The organism is Methylovorus menthalis, from assembly GCF_020523625.1.
Lineage (GTDB): Bacteria > Pseudomonadota > Gammaproteobacteria > Burkholderiales > Methylophilaceae > Methylovorus > Methylovorus menthalis.
In genome coordinates this window covers 469,495-489,351 of record NZ_JAJAQH010000006.1, presented here as the reverse complement: position 1 = coordinate 489,351, position 19,857 = coordinate 469,495, and the positions used below count along the sequence as shown (strand labels likewise).

General features: G+C 56.3%; 17 protein-coding genes. 6 read left to right on the top strand and 11 right to left on the bottom strand.

Annotated elements, in window-relative coordinates:
• Together rfaE1 and waaF are read left to right on the top strand one after the other, a co-directional pair.
• Positions 1-1,467, top strand: a complete 1,467-nt coding sequence (gene rfaE1, locus LG204_RS08125) for a D-glycero-beta-D-manno-heptose-7-phosphate kinase (RefSeq protein WP_230336799.1) — start codon at positions 1-3, stop codon at positions 1,465-1,467.
• A 9-nt stretch (positions 1,468-1,476) separates the two neighbouring features.
• Positions 1,477-2,511: a lipopolysaccharide heptosyltransferase II gene (waaF, locus tag LG204_RS08120; protein ID WP_230336798.1), complete on the top strand. Its 1,035-nt coding sequence runs from the start codon at positions 1,477-1,479 to the stop codon at positions 2,509-2,511.
• A gap of 23 nt (positions 2,512-2,534) precedes the next feature.
• Here the strand turns inward: waaF and LG204_RS08115 are convergent, their stop codons facing one another.
• The 10 genes from LG204_RS08115 to LG204_RS08070 all read right to left on the bottom strand — a co-directional run bounded on the left by LG204_RS08115 (position 2,535) and on the right by LG204_RS08070 (position 13,597).
• Positions 2,535-3,218 (bottom strand): BUD32 family EKC/KEOPS complex subunit, encoded by a 684-nt coding sequence (locus LG204_RS08115; protein ID WP_230336797.1) that lies wholly within the window; start codon positions 3,216-3,218, stop codon positions 2,535-2,537.
• Positions 3,211-3,879: an HAD family hydrolase gene (locus tag LG204_RS08110; RefSeq protein WP_230336796.1), complete on the bottom strand. Its 669-nt coding sequence runs from the start codon at positions 3,877-3,879 to the stop codon at positions 3,211-3,213. Before LG204_RS08110 ends, LG204_RS08115 begins: the two co-directional genes overlap by 8 nt.
• A 103-nt stretch (positions 3,880-3,982) precedes the next feature.
• Positions 3,983-4,609, bottom strand: coding sequence for a bifunctional 4-hydroxy-2-oxoglutarate aldolase/2-dehydro-3-deoxy-phosphogluconate aldolase (eda, locus tag LG204_RS08105; RefSeq protein ID WP_230336795.1), 627 nt, complete (start codon positions 4,607-4,609; stop codon positions 3,983-3,985).
• A 104-nt stretch (positions 4,610-4,713) separates the two neighbouring features.
• The gene (gene edd, locus LG204_RS08100) at positions 4,714-6,528 is read right to left on the bottom strand and encodes a phosphogluconate dehydratase (RefSeq protein ID WP_230336794.1); all 1,815 of its coding nucleotides are present in this window, start codon (positions 6,526-6,528) and stop codon (positions 4,714-4,716) included.
• Positions 6,529-6,659: 131 nt separating this feature from the next.
• Positions 6,660-8,390 (bottom strand): carbamoyltransferase family protein, encoded by a 1,731-nt coding sequence (locus LG204_RS08095; protein ID WP_230336793.1) that lies wholly within the window; start codon positions 8,388-8,390, stop codon positions 6,660-6,662.
• 10 nt (positions 8,391-8,400) lie between these two features.
• Entirely contained in the window at positions 8,401-9,882 is a 1,482-nt protein-coding gene (locus LG204_RS08090; RefSeq protein ID WP_230336792.1) for a lipopolysaccharide kinase InaA family protein, read from the bottom strand.
• A gap of 34 nt (positions 9,883-9,916) precedes the next feature.
• Positions 9,917-10,723 carry a glycosyltransferase gene (locus LG204_RS08085; RefSeq protein WP_230336791.1) on the bottom strand — a complete coding sequence of 269 codons (807 nt, stop codon included), beginning with the start codon at positions 10,721-10,723 and terminating at the stop codon, positions 9,917-9,919.
• 98 nt (positions 10,724-10,821) lie between these two features.
• Entirely contained in the window at positions 10,822-11,607 is a 786-nt protein-coding gene (locus LG204_RS08080; protein WP_230336790.1) for a lipopolysaccharide kinase InaA family protein, read from the bottom strand.
• 23 nt (positions 11,608-11,630) lie between these two features.
• The gene (rfaP, locus tag LG204_RS08075; protein ID WP_407664213.1) at positions 11,631-12,461 is read right to left on the bottom strand and encodes a lipopolysaccharide core heptose(I) kinase RfaP; all 831 of its coding nucleotides are present in this window, start codon (positions 12,459-12,461) and stop codon (positions 11,631-11,633) included.
• The gene (locus LG204_RS08070) at positions 12,461-13,597 is read right to left on the bottom strand and encodes a glycosyltransferase family 4 protein (protein ID WP_230336788.1); all 1,137 of its coding nucleotides are present in this window, start codon (positions 13,595-13,597) and stop codon (positions 12,461-12,463) included. The genes rfaP and LG204_RS08070 overlap by 1 nt, the downstream gene beginning before the upstream one ends.
• 133 nt (positions 13,598-13,730) lie before the next feature.
• Between LG204_RS08070 and waaC the strand changes: the two genes are divergently transcribed.
• The 4 genes from waaC to dnaJ all read left to right on the top strand — a co-directional run bounded on the left by waaC (position 13,731) and on the right by dnaJ (position 18,706).
• On the top strand, positions 13,731-14,705 hold the full coding sequence (gene waaC / locus LG204_RS08065) for a lipopolysaccharide heptosyltransferase I (RefSeq protein WP_407664212.1): 975 nt from the start codon (positions 13,731-13,733) through the stop codon (positions 14,703-14,705).
• 95 nt (positions 14,706-14,800) lie between these two features.
• Positions 14,801-15,325: a nucleotide exchange factor GrpE gene (gene grpE, locus LG204_RS08060; protein ID WP_230336786.1), complete on the top strand. Its 525-nt coding sequence runs from the start codon at positions 14,801-14,803 to the stop codon at positions 15,323-15,325.
• 192 nt (positions 15,326-15,517) lie between these two features.
• Positions 15,518-17,446, top strand: coding sequence for a molecular chaperone DnaK (gene dnaK, locus LG204_RS08055; protein WP_230336785.1), 1,929 nt, complete (start codon positions 15,518-15,520; stop codon positions 17,444-17,446).
• A gap of 138 nt (positions 17,447-17,584) precedes the next feature.
• Entirely contained in the window at positions 17,585-18,706 is a 1,122-nt protein-coding gene (gene dnaJ / locus LG204_RS08050) for a molecular chaperone DnaJ (protein WP_230336784.1), read from the top strand.
• Between the two features lie 111 nt (positions 18,707-18,817).
• Here dnaJ and LG204_RS08045 read toward each other — a convergent pair whose 3' ends face one another.
• A complete protein-coding gene (locus tag LG204_RS08045; RefSeq protein ID WP_230336783.1) occupies positions 18,818-19,708 on the bottom strand; it encodes a glycosyltransferase family 9 protein in 891 nt (296 codons plus the stop codon).
• Positions 19,709-19,857 lie beyond the last annotated feature (149 nt).

The window sequence follows — 19,857 nt, the reverse complement described above, 5'->3', positions numbered from 1 at the left end:
ATGTCGAATTTACTGATCAGCACCGTCAAGGAACGCTTCAGTCAAGGCGAAGGCTGGGCGCTCGTTATTGGCGACCTCATGCTGGATCGCTACCTGATAGGCGAAGTGCAGCGCATCTCCCCGGAAGCCCCCGTGCCCGTGGTCTTGCTGAAAGAGCGCAACGAACGCGCTGGTGGTGCAGCCAATGTTGCCGCCAACCTCGCCCTGCTTGGCATTCCGACCCGCATCTGTGGCGTAGTAGGGCATGACGTGGAAGCGCAAAGCCTGCTGACGCTGATGCAGACGGCCAAGATCGGCACGACGGGCGTGATGCACAGCGGTGAGCGCCCGACCATCACCAAAACGCGCGTACTGGGCGGCATACAGCAAATGATGCGCCTGGATCAGGAAAGCAGCGCCGCCTTCAGTGCCGACGAAAAGCAGCAGCTGCAACAACATGTCGATGATCTGCTGGCGCAGCAGCCCGCGATGATCATCCTGTCCGATTATGCCAAGGGCGTGCTAGGTGCCGAGTTGGCGCAGCATGTCATTAAGCACGCCAAGCAGCACGGCATCCCCTTGCTGGTAGACCCCAAGGGGCGCGATTACAGCAAATATCGCGGTGCCACGGCATTAACCCCCAACAAGCGCGAAACCGCCGAAGCCTGCAATGTCAGTGGGCAGGACAATGCAGCATTGCTGCAAGCCGCCGCAGAATTACGCAACACGCTAGAGCTGGATTTCCTCGCGGTTACCCGCGGTGAGGAAGGCATCAGCATGATAGAGGCGGACGCCACCAGCCATATCCCCGCCACCGCCAAGCAGGTATTCGATGTCTCTGGTGCCGGTGATACCGTCATCGCGACCTTGGCGGCAGGCATGATGCATGGATTGCCACCGCATCCGGCATTGCAACTGGCGAATATCGCTGCTGGCATCGTGGTCGGCAAGGTCGGCACCGTCCCCATTTCGCGTGAAGAGCTGCTTAATACATTATTGAGCGCTGAAACTGCAAGCCAGTCCGACAAGGTATGCAATATGGAAACGCTGCTCGCAAGAGTAGCGGCCTGGCATCAGGCAGGTGAAAAAATCGTCTTCACCAATGGCTGTTTTGACCTCCTGCATGCGGGTCATGTGACTTACCTCGAAGCGGCCAGCAAGCGCGGCACTCGCCTGATTCTGGGACTAAATACCGATCGCTCTGTCAGCGCGCTCAAAGGCCCCTCTCGCCCCGTTATTCACGAGATGGACCGGGCGCGTGTATTGGCCGCGCTGGAAGCCATCGACGCCGTGATTCTGTTTGACGACGACACCCCGCTTGAACTCATTAAAGCCATACGCCCCGATGTCATCGCCAAAGGTAGCGATTACCGTGAAGACCAGGTAGTGGGCGGCGCCGAGGTCAAATCCTGGGGCGGCGAAATAGCACTGATTCCAGTCGTCCCCGGTCGCAGCACCAGTGGAATTCTGGAAAAAATAGCCAGTTAGGCTTGCGTCATGGCAGCGAATAAAATATTGGTAATGGGCCCCTCCTGGGTGGGCGACATGGTGCTGGCACAAAGCCTGTTCAAAGCGCTGCGCCAGCAAGACCCCAATGTCATCATAGACGTGGCAGCACCTGGCTGGACCCTGCCCCTGCTGGAACGCATGCCAGAAGTCAATCAAGGCATTGCCCTGCCATTCAAACATGGCCAATTCGCGCTGCTTGAGCGCATTCGCTTCGGTCGTACACTGCGCAAGGCCGAATACACCCAGAGCATCATGCTCACCAACTCGCTCAAATCCGCCATCCTGCCGTTTGCGGCAAGTATTCCGCAGCGCACTGGTTTTCTTGGCGAGCAACGCTATGGTCTACTCAATGATATACGTCCCCTAAACAAGCAGGTGCTGCCTCGCACGGTTGACAGGTTTGTCGCCCTGAGCCAGCCTCGCGACACACAGCCGCACCGGCCCCAGCAGATCACCAACCCCAGCCTGCAAACAAATCTGGAGCAGGCCAAGGCAGCGCTTATCAAGCTAGGCCACCCACTCCCGCAGGCTCCTGTGCTGGCACTTTGCCCCGGAGCCGAATACGGCGAAGCCAAGCGCTGGCCGGTGGAATACTATGTGGAAGTTGCCCGCGCCGCGATTGCCCAAGGCTGGCAGGTCTGGTTATTTGGCTCTGCCAAGGATATTCCCGTCACGCACGAGATCAATCGCTTGAGCAATATGGCGTGCCTGGACCTGGGCGGAAAAACCCAGCTGGGCGAAGCCATAGACCTGATGGCCTTGTGCACTGCCGTCGTCAGCAACGACTCCGGCCTGATGCATGTCGCTGCCGCCCTGGATAAAAAATTGATCGCCGTCTATGGCTCATCCGATCCGCACCACACCCCGCCGATGAGCAGCAAAGCCATCATCGAATACCTCGGCCTGGAATGCAGCCCCTGCTTCAAGCGGGAGTGCCCGCTGGGACATTTGAACTGTCTTAAGCTGATACCGCCGAGGCGCGTGATTTCTTCAATTGGACTGAAGCTTACCGAATCAAGTTAAGAAGCGTGCCAGATATAGACGCGCTAAGGAAGGTACTTCAATTTCAGCCTTAATGTCGTCACCGCATGAGGTGTTAACCCGCTCGCTGCGAAGTACGCTTCCCCAAACACCTGTACATGTTGAGGAGGAACAATCCTCCAGTCATCTTTAAGGCGCTGGAGGTGGCGGAAATTGCGTCCACGGTGCCAAGTCGACAAGCCTCGGCCATAGAGTTTGAGATCGGCGATATCAATCAGCCCCAGCGTACCTTGCGGTGTTAACACGACATTGCCGAAATGCAGTGATCGAAAATATACCCCCATGGCATGCAAGCGTGCGACAAACACGCCAAAATCATGCATCAATCCCTCGCTTAATTCACCAGCCTGACTCAGCTGGCGCAAGGTTTTGCCTGGCAGAGGCTGATAAAGCACTGCAGTATCACTGCTATCCACAAAATGGATCAGCTTGATGATCTGAACGGTAGGAATGCCCAGCGCACTCAGCCCATCTGCATTGCGACAAAAATGCCGGGCATAGGAATAAATATGCGCTAGGCTGAGCAGGCGACGAACACGGAACAGCTTGAAGATATTGCCATCCGCAAGTTGTAAAACCTTGACCCCACGCTCATCCTGTTCCAGCACCTTGGCTTGTTCGCACATTTGCTTCAATGTGTCTGCTGTCAAGGCCTCACTGCGTCGCCAATTGAAAAACAAGTTACTCATGTGCTGCAGCCACTAAATCGTTAAGTTGCGCCCGCACCGTAATGCCTTGCTCACGGGTATACGCTTGCCACTCGGGAAAATCGGTCCATGCATGCATGAACACGAAATCCAACCCGGCTCGGGTGGATGATTCATGGTCATAGCGACTATCGCCCATGAACAAGGCTGGCTGGCGGATATTGCCCGTCGCCAGTTCACGCGCGAGGATCTGATCCTTGTTATCTGGGCTGCCAAAAATGCCGCCGTCAAACAAGTCCAATAAACCGCGTTCGGCAAAAATGGCACGCAGCTCTTCCTGATCCCCACCCGAGATCACAAGCCAGTTACTGTCGGGAGTTTGCTCACGCAAAGCAGGCAACCCTGGGGCAATTTCGCAGGTGGAGAGACGTTTACGGACTTCGCGACCAAAGTCGGTCAGCAGAAAGTCAACATCCTTGCGGCTGGCAGGTCGGTGAAGAATATCGGTGAGAAAGTATTCGAATTTGACAAACCGGGAGATACCCCCGAGTTTGATATGGTAGTCGACCAGCGCTTGCGCTTGCTGATCATTGGCGCCAAAGTTTTTGGCAGTAGCGAAATAGGCCTCAATTTTCAGGAAATTGGAATTGAGGATGACACCGTCACAATCAAAGACCAGACTTTGATATCGCGCTATATTCATGTTGAGCCTGACCGGATTGGCATCGCGGCTGACCACCAGGGATAGTGAATCAGCCGCGACAACATCCTATTAGCAAGTGGCCCCGACTAGGGTCACCATTGCATTATGCTGCTTTAATCGCGCTGGCTTCACGGGCCAGTTTGGTAATGTGAGTCCAGTTCTTGGAGGCGACGGCATCCGCTGGAGTTAGCCATGTACCACCGCAGACCACCACGTTTGGCAGCGCCAAGAACTGAGGGGCGCTTTCAACGGTAACACCGCCGGTTGGGCAGAATTTGACGTCGCCGAATGGGCCAGAAAACCCCTTCAGCAGGTTGATACCACCCACAGCAACCGCTGGGAACAGCTTGAGGAAGTAGTAATCATCGGCATTGGCCTGCATGATTTCACTACCAGTAGAAACACCTGGCAGCAATGGCAAACCGATTTCACGGGCAGCCAGACCAAGCTGACTGGTGTAGCCTGGGCTCACAGCAAACTGGCAACCGACATCCTTGCATGCTTGCGCATCCTTGATGTTACGCACGGTACCGGCACCGACGATGGCATCAGGCACAGCCTTGGCAATCGCTTCCATCGCCTGCAGCGCTACGGGCGTACGCAGGGTCACCTCCAGCACCTTGATACCGCCCTCGAGCAAGGCCTCAGCCATGGGCACGGCGTCTTCCACCTTGTTGATGACGATAACCGGAATGACCGGGCCGTAATTAGCTAAGTCTAAAGTGTTCATTTCACATCCAAATTGATATCAAGAAAAGAGTTGCGGCCAGAGCCCAGGCTCGCCAAACCGGTGACTGATCCGCATCCCTTGAAGGATACGGATCAGCGGTCAGATCACATCCAGGTAACGGCGCCTTCTTCGGCACTGTGCACATTCTTGCGCATGCCACCGAAGAGCTCACGACCAATACCATGGCCATTGTTGTGCTTGTGCGCTTCTGTCATCACGGCCTGGGTACGCGATTGCCATTCATCTTCATCCACCAGCGCATTCAATGTGCCCACGATGGAGTTGAGACGAATCATGTCGCCAGTGCGGACCTTGCCGATAGGACCACCGGCCAGGGCTTCTGGACTCAAGTGAATCGCGGCGGGCACCTTGCCTGAAGCGCCACTCATGCGGCCGTCAGTCACAATCGCCACCTTGAAGCCCTTGGCTTGCAAGACGGACAATGGCGGCGTCAGCTTGTGCAACTCAGGCATACCATTCGCACGCGGGCCCTGGAATCGCACCACGGCCACAAAGTCTTTTTCCAGCTCGCCACGCTCAAAAGCAGCCAGCAGTTCTTCCTGGCCGTTGAAGACGATGGCAGGAGCTTCAATGACTTGGCGATCTTCAGGCACCGAAGAAGTTTTGATCACCGAGCGGCCAAGATTACCCGTCAGCAGGCGCAAACCACCAGATGCACTGAATGGCTTGCTGGTAGTGCGCACGATGGTTTCATCCACGCTTTCCGCTGGCAGATCGACCCAGATCAGGCCATCTTCGGCCAGTTCAGGCTTCTTGCAGAAATCACGCAAACCACCGAGCACGACCGACGAAACGTCGTCATGCATGTAACCGCCTTCAACCAGCTCACGAATCACGAAACTTGGACCGCCAGCATTCTGGAATTCATTCACATCCGCCGAGCCGTTAGGGTAAACACGGGCCAGTAATGGGGTGGATTGCGACAACTTGGAGAAGTCTGACCAGTCGATGATGATGCCAGCAGCGCGGGCCACCGCCACCCAGTGAATCACGTGGTTGGTACTGCCGCCGGTAGCCAGCAAGGCCACAATCGCATTCACAATCACACGCTCATCCACCAGACGACCAATCGGTGTAAAGCGTTGGGTCTGGGTAATCGACAAGACGGTCTTCACCGCTTCACGTGTCAGCGATTCACGCATGCCTTCATGCGGATGCACAAAGGCAGCACCCGGTACATGCAGACCCATCGCTTCAAGCAGCATCTGGTTACTGTTGGCAGTGCCGTAAAAAGTACAGGTGCCAGCCCCGTGGTAAGCCGCGGATTCAGAGGCCAGCAGTTCTTCACGCCCGACCAGGCCCTGCGCGTATTTCTCGCGCACCTTGGATTTGGAGGTGTTATCAATACCGGTACTCATGGGGCCTGCAGGCACAAACACACATGGCAGATGGCCAAAATGCAGGGCGCCGATCAGGAGACCAGGCACAATCTTGTCACACACGCCGAGTAGCAGAGCTGCATCGAACACGTCATGCGACAAGCCAATGGCGGTTGCCATGGCGATGGTGTCACGCGAAAACAGTGACAGCTCCATGCCGGGCTCGCCCTGGGTGATGCCATCGCACATGGCAGGCACACCACCCGCCACTTGCACGGTGGCGCCATGCTTGCGCGCTTCATCACGGATGATATCGGGATAGGTTTCGTAAGGCTGATGCGCCGACAACATGTCGTTGTAGGCCGTGATCACGCCGATGTGAGGAGCCTTCTCGGCCACCACACGGAATTTGTCGTTGTTGGGCATGGCCGCAAATGCGTGAGCCACATTGGCACAGCCCAGGCGATCTGCGCCACGCGGACGCTGAATAATATGATCGATACGTTGAAGATATGCCTGACGGGTAGGCGCACTGCGTTCGCGAATGCGTTCCGTAACCTCGTTGAGTATTTGTTTCATTAGATGTTGGGCGCTATTTATAAAGTGGGATCAGCCTTGGATTATCCTCAAAGCGCATGCCCCCGTCAAATGAAAGGGCATGCAAAACCCGCCATAAATCAAGGGATAATCGCACAGGACTTGACGAAAAATCAGGAGCTTGCTGTTTCCTTGACGACGAGTACATCCTCCATGATCAGGTACTGCAAATCGCAGCCATAGAACATGTTAAGCGCATCGGCAGGACTGCAGATCATGGGCTCGCCACGGCGGTTAAGCGATGTATTCAACACCACGGGCACGCCACGCAGCCGCTCCAGCTCTTCAATCAGGGCATAGTATCGGGGGTTGGTTTCCTTGGTCACCACCTGGGCACGTGCGGTGCCGTCTTCATGCACGACCTCGGGAATACGCGGCTTCCAGTGATCCGCCACGTCAAAGGTGAAGGTCATGTAAGGCGCAGGATGCTCTGTCTGCAACAGGTCCACCGCCACGCGATCCAGCATGCTGGGGCAGAATGGACGCCAGCGTTCGCGGTATTTAATCTGGGCATTGATGCGATCGGCAACGCCGGAGTGACTGGGGTCACCCAGGATACTGCGGCAACCCAGTGCGCGCGGACCAAACTCCATGCGGCCCTGGAACCACGCTAGCGGATTACCCGCGGCGAGCAGTTCGGCGCCCTTTTGTGCGGCATTTTCAATGCGGTAAAACGTAGGCTTGGCAGGATGCACTTCGCAAGCGGCAATACACTCTTCGGTAGTGAAGGATGGGCCAAGGTAAGCATGCTGCATGGCCTGCACCGGCTCACCGCGTTCGGCCGCCACAAAACTGGCCGCCCCCAGCGCCGTACCAGCATCGCCAGACGCTGGCTGCACAAACAACTCTTTGACGCCCGGCATGGCGATGATGCGCTGGTTAAGCTTGACGTTGAGCGCCACGCCACCGGCCATGCAGATGCGGCCGGTTTCACGAATGATGTCACCCACATAGTGGTCGATCATCTTCAATGCAATGTCTTCCAGCAAGGCCTGCACAGAAGCGGCGTAATGGATGTAGGGATCGTCGATCTCGTCGCCTTCGCGCTTGGGCCCCAGCCACTCCACCAGCTCGGGGGTAAAGTAATAGCCTTTGCCTTTTTCCTTGTAGCGACGCAAGCCGACCACATTCACCAGCTTGGTGTTGACCTTGAGATCGTCGCCATCAAATTCCACCAACCGTGAGAGATCGTACTTGGTAGGGTCGCCGTACGGTGCCATGCCCATGACCTTGAATTCGCCATCCAGCATTTCAAAACCCAGGTATTCAGTAATCGCGCCATACATACCACCCAGCGAATCCGGGTCGTAGAATTCCTTGATCTTGTGGATCTTGCCGTTTTCACCGTAGCCAAAGAACGTCGTCGCATACTCGCCCTTGCCGTCAATGCCGACAATCGCGGTTTTTTCCTTGAAGCCACTCAGGTGATAGGCACTGCTGGCGTGCGCCAGATGATGCTCCACCGGCACAAATTCAGCTTTGTTGATACCAAGGTCGCGCATCAGTTGCATGGCCTTGTCGCGGTTGCGGCGATAGCGGCGATTGCCGTTGAACAGGGCATCCAGCGCACGATCAGGCGCATACCAGTGACGCTTGGCGTAGTGCCAGCGCGCTGCCGAGCTAAGCGGGATTTCGCCATAGGGAAAGGCGACTACATCCACCTGATCAGGCCGGACACCCGCCTCTTTCAGGCAGTAGCGAGCGGCTTCGAGTGGCAATTTGTTCTTGGCGTGCTTGTCGCGTATGAAACGTTCCTCTTCGGCGGCGGCAATGATCTTGCCATCCACCATAATGGCCGCAGAAGAGTCGTGCCCGAGAGCACCGGATAATCCTAAAATAATCATGTTGGTTCGCTTAGTTGATGGAGATGCCAGCTTTTTTCAGGAAAGCGGCGTCACGATAAATGTCGGCAAAGGCATGTGCCAGCATCCGGTAAACCCGGGATTGCGGCGGCCAGTTTCGCATAAAGCGGCGCAAATCACGCGCGTGGTGCCACGCAAATAGGTGGCGGAACAGATGCTCCTGCATACTGTCCAGATCAATCAGGTATGGCATGGTATTCACCATTTTGAGATTGCTTGCCTTGCAATCGCCATGCGAGATTTTAAGCAATTTCAGCTGATAAAACATCCGGGCAATCTGGCGGCACGCCTGCAGGCAGTCATCATCACTGAGGTCTGCCTGCTCAAAATACGCACCCACATCCGGCGCATCCAGATACTCTGCCAGCAGATAGGCGCGACGGCGAAATGGCCCCCAGCGCGCTTCCACCAAGGCAAGCGGCTTAGGAGTGCCTATGCCATACCGTTGCAGCCGAAAGCCATTGCGCCAGGAGACCGCTGCCCGACTTTGGCGCCATGCACGGCCAATGCCATGCCAGAAATTCTTGATATTGTACCTTTTAATCACCACCGGCACGTTATCAAGATCATGCCTGACCACGGTGCTAGTGTTACCCCGCTTCAATGCTTCTGCAGTTGCCACCTGGCTGATCCAGCCGTCCAGTTCGACAGGCGATGGCACGGCCAGCAGGGTCATGGGCGGCTGCCTGTTGAGCGCGGCAAACAGCGCGGAGGTCTTGTGCACCACGACATCAGAACAGGTGCGCAAGACCTTCTTGTCGGCATATTGATAACTGGCATACCAGCGGCAAGCATCGATCAGGCGGCGCAGCAAAGGCGACACCGGCCCCGCACCCAACTGTCTGACTTCGCGATAGCGCTGCACCAGTGCAGGCAAGTCGCGATCCAGCACTTCCGGATCAAGTTTGGCGAGCAATACCGCCAGATTATGCCAGGCACGCCATGACGAAAAAAGGCGACCCAATGGGCGAATGCCATCGCCGTCAATCGCATGCACAGTGCTGTGTTCAAAAGTGCCTTTTTCAAGCAGAAAATTCTTGGGGTACATATCCGTCTGCAGAAGCCCCGCTTCATGCTGCGCGGCCACGGCCTCTACCAGCTGGCGGGTAATCGCACTGCGTCCCGAGGCATCGGCAGCCTGCATGGCCTGCTCGGCATTGCCGGCCCCCATCAGCGCCACATACAGCAAGACCTGCATGTCGCCTGCCTGGCTGGATGTCTGCACGAGCAAGGGTGGTGTTGCCAGATGGGCTTCCAGCAGGCGCTTTACACCATTGGCGTCACGCTCGGCGTAATACGCTGCGCGCTTGCCCATGAAAACCTTGGCCAGCACCGGCTGCCCCTGCCATTCGCCAAAGCACACCAATCGGCGCCCGGGCAACACCCGCAGATGCTGGCCGATACGCAAGCTGCTGCCATCTGCCAGCAAAAGTTCTGTATCGGGTGCCAGCGCGATATTTATTGCCATGCTCATACGGCACCAGCCTCCATTAAACAAACACCATGCACTATTTGGCCTTCACGCGCGCCATGATGCGCTGGTAGTTCTTTACGCGCTTGTGGTCTTTGCCCAGTCCATTGACCAGCGACACCGTACCCGCTTCCACATGGTCCAGATAGTCGAACATGTGCTGCGGTGGAATGGCGACGAAGCGATAACCGGCTGCCTTGAGCCTGTCCTGCATCTCATAGCCCGGGATACGTTCGGTCATGGCAAAACTCAATGCCTGCTGGCGAATGATGTCGACGTTCCACAAGGTGCAAAAACTCTTGAGGTAGATTTCATAAAACAGGCGTGGCTCGCGGGTATCCAAGCCCAGCGCCACCTTGGCGCGGCGATAGTAATATTTGGTGGCGCGGATAAATATGCGCCAGGCGGTTTCTAGGCGGGTACGCTTCACCTGTTCCAGGCAGCCCACTGCGGCCACCCTGTCACCCGAGCGCATATGGGCCAACATCTGCCGCAGAATATCCACGTCGTAGATCAGCGTATCGGTATGCATCAGCAACAGATAAGGCGTTTGCACCCGCGCCAGGATCAGGTCCAGCGCGCGGCCATGTGCCATGAAGCCTTTTTCCGGCGCCTCCGCCTTGCGCTCGATGAGGTTGATCCAGTCCAGGGACTTCAGGTACTCCGTGCTTTCATCAGCGGAGTTGTTATCCACCACCCATACCGGCACCTGGCTATCGCCCAGGGCCTTTTTCAGCAGGTCCAGGCAAAGCGACGTCACTTCGTGCGTCTTGTAATTGACCAGCGCAATGCTGAAATCCGTCAGATGCTCATCGCCGGATGCGGGTTTACTCTCAGTATTCATTTGAATGCCATACCTTATTTATCCAATTGTCATCAGCGCTTTACGCCGACATCAGGCGGCCCGCCACGCTGTTTACCTCTGGGCTTATTACAGCTGGTTTATTTTGCCCTGGGCTTGAGCCTGGCGCGCGAGCGCCTGGCTATCAGCTTGCATAATGTCCGCTGCCAACCTTTGAGCGAATTGATAGCGTAATACTGCTTGAAAAAATACAGCCGCTGCGTGCGACTCCAGCCCGGGGTTCGATAATTCAAGGTCACCAGATCATGCAATGTACGCAACACCGGCAACCAGCTAAAACGTGACTTTTCCAGATCGATCACCACCACCCGGTAGCCTTCGCCCTGTCGGGCGGCAAAAAGATGCTTGGCATACAGCGAGCGATGCTGCACACCGGCCAGATGCATCTGTCGCACCGTATGCGCCGTCGCCGCCAGTAACTGCCGCTTTTGCACGGGAGACATGCGGCCAAACTCTTCAGTGGCGGCCAGTACATCCAGTGGCTGATATCCATCCAGCGCCACGGTCATCAATACGGCCCGCACCTCACCTGCCACATAACGTTCACCAAACAGCATGGGTTCCAGCGTGGGTACGCCATGCGCCTGCAGATGCTGGACCATATCAAACTCGCGCTTGAAAGTAGCCTCGCCGCGCAAAGGGTGTTTCCACGATGGCCGCGTATGGTTCTGCTGACGCTTGAGAAAAGCGCCTGTCGTATGCCCTTGCGATGATGGCAGGTTCACCCGCCCCACACCGCTCAAGCCACCTCTTCCGTCGTTCGGTGCTTCGACCCATGCCACCTCACGCGTCCACGCGGCATCTACGCTGCCCAACGCATTTTCGGCCAGCAATGCCTGCCATTTGGGCGCGATAAAATCAGCCATGGTCAACACCCATCATCCGGGAATCAGTCATCCAGCTGGGATGGCATTTTGCCATGGAACTTGACGTACAAACGCTGCGCGCGGGCCGTCACCTGATCAAGGAAACCTCGCTCCTGCTGCAAGGTCTGGCGCAGCGGCTGAGGGCGATAGGCGCGCAGAAAGCGCAATACGTCACGCCGCGTCAGGCCGATATTCATCGCAGAAAAATACAGCGCGGCAATATCCTTCATGCGGGCTACGGGCTGGATGCGCCCGCGTATGCCCACGCGATGCAGATCAATCAGGTAAAGATAAATCTCGTTATGCTGCTGCCAGCGTGGTTGGTCCAGGCAAAAATGGCAGATATAAAAATCGCGATGGTTCATGCCATTGTCGTGCAACAGTCTTGCCAGCCGTGCGACTTCCAGAATCAGCCTGCGCTTGAAGGCAGGGTCTGGCGGTGTTTCACCCCAAGGGGCACACAAGGTTTCGAGGGAAATAATATCGCCCAGGTCGCGCGTCACCACGAATGACTGGCGACTGGCCGGATTCAGACCACGCCAGCCATAGGCTACGCCAGGCGTAGTGGGGATACCCACCTCACCCAGCTTCTGGATGGCCTGCCATTCGGTAGCAGCACTGATAATTGGCCAGCGCAGACTAAGGAGATTTTTGAAAATCTCGCCCCAGCCCACACCAAAATGCTGCTTGATGAAATACGGTTTGCCATCCAGCTCGCAGCGTATGGTCTTGCGCCCCGGCACATCGCGGAACACTTGCCCCTGCAACTGCATGATGGCATCAAATACGGGATTGCCCAGCCGGGCACGCAGCCAGTCTGGCACGTCCAGCACCTGGGTTTTCAGCCAGCGCATCATGCGGCCTGCCCTCGACTTGCCAGCGCCAGCAGGATATTGGCCTCAGCATGGCCATCATTGGCTTGCATGAGCTTGCTGGCATAGGCAATGCCATTCTGGCGCCAGCGCTCTGTCTCCGGCGAAACCAGCATTTGTGCAAACAAGGTATTGAATGCCTGCTGATCAAACGGCGCGGCGGCCACCATGCCGGCATCGGCATCCAGCACGTGGTGGGCGTAACCGCAGGTTTCGGTCACCAAGGCTGGCAAGCCCGCCGCCAGCGCCTCCAGAATCACCAGCCCGGTGTTTTCACGATAGGCCGGGTGCACATAAAGATCGGCCCCCTGCATCAGCCAGGGAATATCGGCACGGCCCTTGGCGATCACCAGCTGGTCTGCCACGCCCAGCTTTTGCGCCATGCGCATGAAAGGGCCGGGCTTATCCTGCCCGATCGCCACCAGCCGCGTTTGCAGGCGCTGCGCCTCCGGCAATGCTGCCAGGGCCTGGATCGCCCGGTCCAGCCCTTTCATGTGAAAGCCGGAACCCACCAGCAAGGCAATACGATGCTGCGGGTTGAGTTGGAATGCCTGGCATAAGTGCTGGCGCATCTCGGATCGATCTTGCAATGCCAGCCGCTCGGCGGACAAGAAAGGCGGAATATAGTGCATGCGCTCGGGCTGGGTGCCGTACCACTTCGCAAATAGCGGCATTTCGGTCTTGGCGACCATCAGTATCTGGCAATTGGAAGCGCGGTCAAATACAGCGCGCTCGGCGGCGGCAAACCAGCGGTAACGCGGCGTGAAACGATAAAGCCAACTGCGCTGCTGGCGGCTGCGTTCAACAAAACAGGGGTCGGCGGCAAAATGCACATCCAGCCCCGGCATGCGGTTATATCCCACCACGCAATCAATATCGCCCTGCTCCTTCAGGCGCGCATGCACGATATCAATGAAGCGCTGGTAGCGCTGAAAATTGAACCATGCCTGCACAGGGATCACATGCACGTGAATGCCTTCGGGGATACCCCCCTCCCACGACAGCGTATAGATATCGACCTGGTGCCCCTGGCTCGCCACATGGGTGGCCGTGCGCAACATATCGCGCTGCATGCCGCCAAATGGGAAATATTTAAAAACGATAAAAGCGAATTTCACGCGGGTACCAGTTATCCTTGATTCATCTGCAATACATGTTGTCGGGCTCAACGTCCCGACCGGCCTGCCAGGCCATGTTGTGGACACAATGGCGACATGCGCCAATACGCGATTGTATGCGAAAATGGCATTTATGCCGCGTATCCTGATCGTCAAAACATCGTCCATGGGCGATGTCATTCATAATCTTCCCGTCATTTCCGACATTCACGCCCATGTACCCAATGCCGTGATTGATTGGGTGGTGGAAGAGAGTTTTCAAGACATTCCCGCCATGCATCCCGGGGTTAATCGCGTTATTCCGGTGGCGGTCCGCCGCTGGCGCAAACACCTGAAGCAAGGTGAAACCTGGCAAGAGATTGGCGATGTGCGCCGTCTACTGAAAAAAGATCGTTACGATCTCATTATTGATACGCAAGGCCTGCTGAAAAGCGCCGTTATTTCTCACCTGGCCGAGGGAGAGCGACATGGCTACAACCGCTGCTCCGCACGCGAGCCGATTGCCGCCTGTTTTTACAATCGCACCCATGGCGTGGACCGCCGCCTGCATGCGGTCATCCGCAACCGCGCACTGGCTGCTGAAGCGCTAGCCTACCCGCCGCCGATCACGGCACCGGATTACGGCATTGCCAACGGCATGCAGTCAAGCCCGGCTTTTGCCGCTGGGCAATCTTATGTGGTCGGTCTGCATGCTACCAGCCGCGATAGCAAACTATGGCCAGAGAGTCACTGGATAGGACTGGGCCAAGCCCTCGCCACCCAACACATGATGCTGGTCTTGCCTTGGGGTAACCCTACGGAAGAGCAACGGGCAAAACGCATTGCCGCGCAAGTGCCCGGCAGCCTGGTCTTGCCCCGGCTTTCACTTTCCGCGCTGGCGCCCATTCTGCTGGGCGCACGTGCGGCCATTGGCGTGGATACTGGCCTGGCACATCTCACAGTGGCCTTGAGCATCCCCACCATTGCCATCTACACCGATACCGACCCGACCAAAACCGGCCTCTACCCAGGTGCTACTGCGAGAGCGGAAAATCTTGGTGGGCGCGGCGCCGAGACGCCTGTCAGTGTCGTGCTCATGACATTGCAATCGATTTTGCCCGCCAAATAAAAAGCGCCGCGCAAAAAAATCACGACGCGCGCTTGAAATATTCAAAGCCACCCCAATTTGCCTGCGTATGGCAGTTATTTAACAAAGGGAATCCCATGCAAGAAGAAAATCAACATCCTGAACAGGACGAAATTTCAGAAGCCCATGATGCAGGCGCCGCAGGTTCGCTGGATGCGCGGATTGCCGAGCTTGAAGCCCAATTGGCAGAGCAACAGGCCAATGTGCTGTATGTGAAAGCCGAGGGCGAAAACATCCGTCGTCGTGCCGCTGAAGATATCGACAAGGCACGCAAGTTTGCCCTGGAAAAATTTTCCGGCGAATTGCTGGCCGTCAAAGACAGCCTGGATGCTGCCCTGGTCGTGGAAAACGCTACCGTGGAAAGCTACAAGAGCGGCGTGGAACTCACCGCCAAGCAATTGCTGAGCGTGTTTGAAAAATTCCACATCACCGAAATCAACCCGCTGGGCGAAAAGTTTGACCCAAACAAGCACCAGGCGATCAGCATGCTGGAATCCGATCAGGAAGCCAACAGCGTGATCAGCGTGCTGCAAAAGGGTTACGCCCTGAACGAACGCGTTTTACGCCCGGCCCTGGTGACCGTTGCCAAGGCAAAAAGCTGAAAACAGCTCAAAAACGGAGAATTTGGGCATAAATTGCAAAAATCTCCGCGGGAAATCTTGAATTCCCGATAAATACCCTTACTTATGAAACAGGCATTACCGCAGTAGCAGACATCAGGACAATACCGACACCTCGCGTATTGCCAGCACTGCCAGCAGCGGTTACTCAAGGATTAAAAAAGGAAAACATCTATGGCTAAAATTATTGGTATTGACTTGGGCACCACGAACTCCTGCGTTGCAGTGATGGAAGGTGGCAAGCCACGCGTGATTGAAAATGCAGAAGGTACCCGTACGACTCCCTCTATCGTCGCTTATCAGGACGATGGCGAAATTCTGGCTGGCGCGCCTGCCAAACGTCAGGCCGTCACCAACCCCAAGAACACCCTGTATGCGGTAAAGCGTTTGATCGGCCGTCGTTTTGAAGAAAAAGAAGTACAAAAAGATATCGGCCTGATGCCTTACAGCATCACCAAGGCAGACAACGGCGATGCATGGGTGGAAGTCCGCGGTCAGAAAATGGCCCCGCCACAAATCTCCGCTGAAGTGCTGCGCAAGATGAAAAAGACCGCCGAGGATTACCTAGGCGAAGAAGTGACCGAAGCCGTGATTACCGTTCCGGCTTACTTTAATGACAGCCAGCGTCAGGCTACCAAGGATGCAGGCCGTATTGCCGGTCTGGAAGTAAAACGCATCATCAACGAGCCAACCGCCGCTGCGCTGGCCTTTGGTCTGGACAAGCAGGAAGGTGATCGCAAGATCGCCGTATATGACCTGGGTGGTGGTACCTTCGATATCTCCATCATTGAAATTGCCGAAATCGATGGCGAACACCAGTTTGAAGTGCTGTCCACCAACGGTGACACCTTCCTAGGTGGCGAAGACTTCGATAACCGCCTGATCGACTTCCTGGCCGATGAATTCAAGAAGGAAAACGGCCTGGATCTGCGTAATGACCTGCTGGCCAAGCAACGCCTGAAAGAAGCCGCAGAAAAAGCCAAGATCGAGCTGTCTTCTGCACAGCAGACCGAAGTCAACCTGCCTTACATCACGGCCGATGCCACTGGTCCCAAGCACTTGGTAGTGAAGATCACCCGCACCAAGTTTGAAAGCTTGGTGGAAGACCTGATCGAACGCTCGATCAAGCCTTGCGAAGTCGCGCTGAAGGATGCTGGCGTCAAGCTGTCCGACATTCAGGACGTGATCCTAGTCGGTGGTCAGACCCGTATGCCCAAGGTACAGGAAAAGGTAAAGGAATTCTTCGGCAAGGAGCCACGCAAGGATGTGAACCCGGACGAAGCCGTAGCCGTAGGTGCTGCGATTCAGGGTGGCGTATTGCAGGGCGACGTGAAAGACGTGCTGCTGCTGGACGTAACGCCATTGTCACTGGGTATTGAAACCCTGGGCGGCGTGATGACCAAGCTGATCAAGAAGAACACCACGATCCCGACCAAGGCTTCGCAAGTGTTCTCCACCGCTGAAGACAACCAGAACGCCGTGACCATTCAAGTGTTGCAGGGCGAGCGTGAAATGGCGGCTGGCAACAAGAGCCTGGGCCAGTTCAACCTGTCCGACATTCCACCTGCACCACGTGGCATGCCACAGATTGAAGTGACCTTTGACATTGATGCCAATGGTATCTTGCATGTGTCTGCCAAGGACAAGGCCACCAACAAGGAAAACAAGATCACCATCAAGGCCAACTCCGGTTTGTCTGAAGATGAGATCAAGCGCATGGAAGAAGATGCGGCTGCCTACGCCGATGAAGACCGCAAGCTGCGTGAACTGGTCGATGCCCGCAACAGCGCCGATGGCATGGTACACAGCGTGAAGAAGTCGCTGACCGAACATGGCGACAAGCTGGACGCTGGCGAGAAGGAAAAAATCGAAGCCGCGATCAAGGATGTGGAAGATGCGATCAAGAGCGACGACAAGGAAACCATCGAAGCCAAGACCAACGCCTTGATGGAAGCCTCGCAAAAGCTGGGCGAAAAAGTCTACGCTGAGCAGCAGGGCCAGGCAGGTGGCGGCGCTGAAGAAGCCCAGCCACAAGGCGAAAAAACGGTAGATGCCGATGTGGTGGATGCCGAGTTTGAAGAAGTGAAAGACGACAAGAAGTAATAGTTAAGTACCTTTGCCAGAGGGGAAGTCCAAACCGGGATCTGATCAAACATCACCTCCCAGCAAGGGCTTCCCTTCAGCATGCTGGTCTACGGCGTCCTTGCGACGCAGTATTGATAATCAGACGATTGAATTGATATGGCAAAAAAAGATTACTACGAAGTTCTGGGTGTCAATCGCGACGCCAACGATGAGGAAATCAAAAAGTCCTATCGCAAGCTGGCGATGAAATACCACCCGGATCGCAACCCGGACAATCCCAAAGCGGAAGAAAGCTTCAAGGAGGCCAAAGAGGCCTATGAAGTGCTTTCTGACGAGCAGAAGCGTGCGGCTTACGACCAGTACGGCCATGCCGGTGTAGATCCTAGTGCAGGCCCAGGCCCCGGTGGCCAGGGCTTTGGCAACTTTGCCGATGCCTTTGGTGACATCTTCGGTGACATTTTCGGTGGTGGCGGCGGCAATCGTCGCTCCAACGTGTATCGCGGGGCTGACCTGCGCTACAACATGGAAATCTCGCTGGAAGACGCTGCGCGCGGCACTGAAACCAAGATCCGCATTCCGGTCATGTCCGAATGCGAGACCTGTCATGGTTCTGGCGCCCGCCCCGGTACACAGCCTGTCACCTGCACCACCTGCGGCGGTCATGGCCAGGTACGCATGCAGCAAGGCTTCTTCTCGGTACAGCAGACCTGCCCCAAGTGCCATGGCAGCGGCAAAATGGTGAAAGAGCCATGCCCAAGCTGTCACGGCGCTGGTCGCGTCAAGAAACACAAGACCCTGTCGGTCAAGATTCCGGCGGGTGTGGATGAAGGTGATCGCATCCGCCTGTCTGGCGAAGGCGAAGCCGGCGTCAATGGCGGCCCACCTGGTGATCTGTATGTCGTGGTACATCTGAAGCAACACGATATTTTCCAGCGCGATGGCGGCAACCTGCATTGCGAAATGCCGATCAGCTTCACTACGGCAGCCCTAGGTGGGGAAATCGAAATCCCCACGCTGGATGGGCATGCCAAGATGAAGATTCCGCCAGAAACCCAAACGGGCGCCACCTTCCGCCTGCGCGGCAAGGGCATCAAGCCCCTGCGCAGCAGTGACCCCGGCGACCTAATGTGCCATGTGGTGGTCGAGACGCCGATCAAGCTGACCGAACGCCAGAAGGAATTGTTGCGCGAGATGGAAGAAATCAATCTGCAAGACTCTGACAAGCACAGCCCACGCGCCAAGGGCTGGATGGACAAGGTCAAGGATTTCTTTCAGTAATTAAGCCTGGTAATACGCAAAAGCCGGAAACTGCGACACGCGGTTTCCGGCTTTTTTATGCCTGAAAAACATGCTTGCCGACGCCTGAGCCACCTATCCCAGGCCGCACGATCAAGGCCTCACCCACGGCCATGTCTGCCGAATATAGTCCGCCACCGCTGCGGGCTCCAGCGCTTGCATGGTGCCATCCTGACTCTGCAGCCAGCCAGCGGCTGTGCCCCAAGGGCGGTAGCGCGCGGGAAAACCCGGCCCGAACAGTGTCATGGTCGGCGTCCCCATGGCGCTGGCCATATGCCCCAGCCCGGAATCGTTACCCACAAACAAGCCGGCATGCTCCAGCAAGGCGGCGGTTTCAAGCAGATTGCATTGGCCGCAGGCATGGATGACCGGCAAGGCACACCCCTGTGAAAACACGTCGGCACGCCTTGCATCCTGTTGATTGCCCAATAACAGGACCGCATCAAAACTCCCCGCCAGCATGTTCACCAAGACAATGAAATGCTCAACCGGCCATATCTTGCCCTCGAAATTCGCCCCCAGCCCCAAGGCAAGAATGCGCCGCTCTGCCCAGCCATCCAGCATGTTCTGGGCGAACAGCCGATCCCGCGCATGGATCCATATCCGGGTTTCCGGCGTGTCATGAATGCCCAGCGGTTTTAGCGCAGCCGCATGTTTCTCGGCACTATGCAGATCATGGCCCGCCCGACTGGAAAGCTTGCCCAGCTTGCGGCTAGCGCGGATGAAAGAAAGTATCCAGTCAGAACGCAAGTCTATTGCCAGATCATATTGCTGGCGGCGCAGCAGCATGATCAAAGCCAGTCGACCACGCCAGCCTGCCTTTTTATCCAGAACAAACAAGCGGCCAAGATAGGGACAAGCACTGAAAATTGCCTGCGATCGTGGATCGCCGACAATATCAATCACCGCTGCCGGATAGTGGCGATGCAGGGCCTGCAAGCAAGGCGTGGTCAACACCGCATCGCCTATGTTCGAAAGACTCACCAGCAAAATACGCTGGACAGTGACTTGATCGGCCTCAGTCTCTTTCAGCAGCGGAGCTTGAAAGCGAGGCAGCCAAAGGCGAAAAAAACATTTCATTCGGCGGATCAGAAGAATATGCAGCGCATGTTTCATGGATAACAGCATCATTT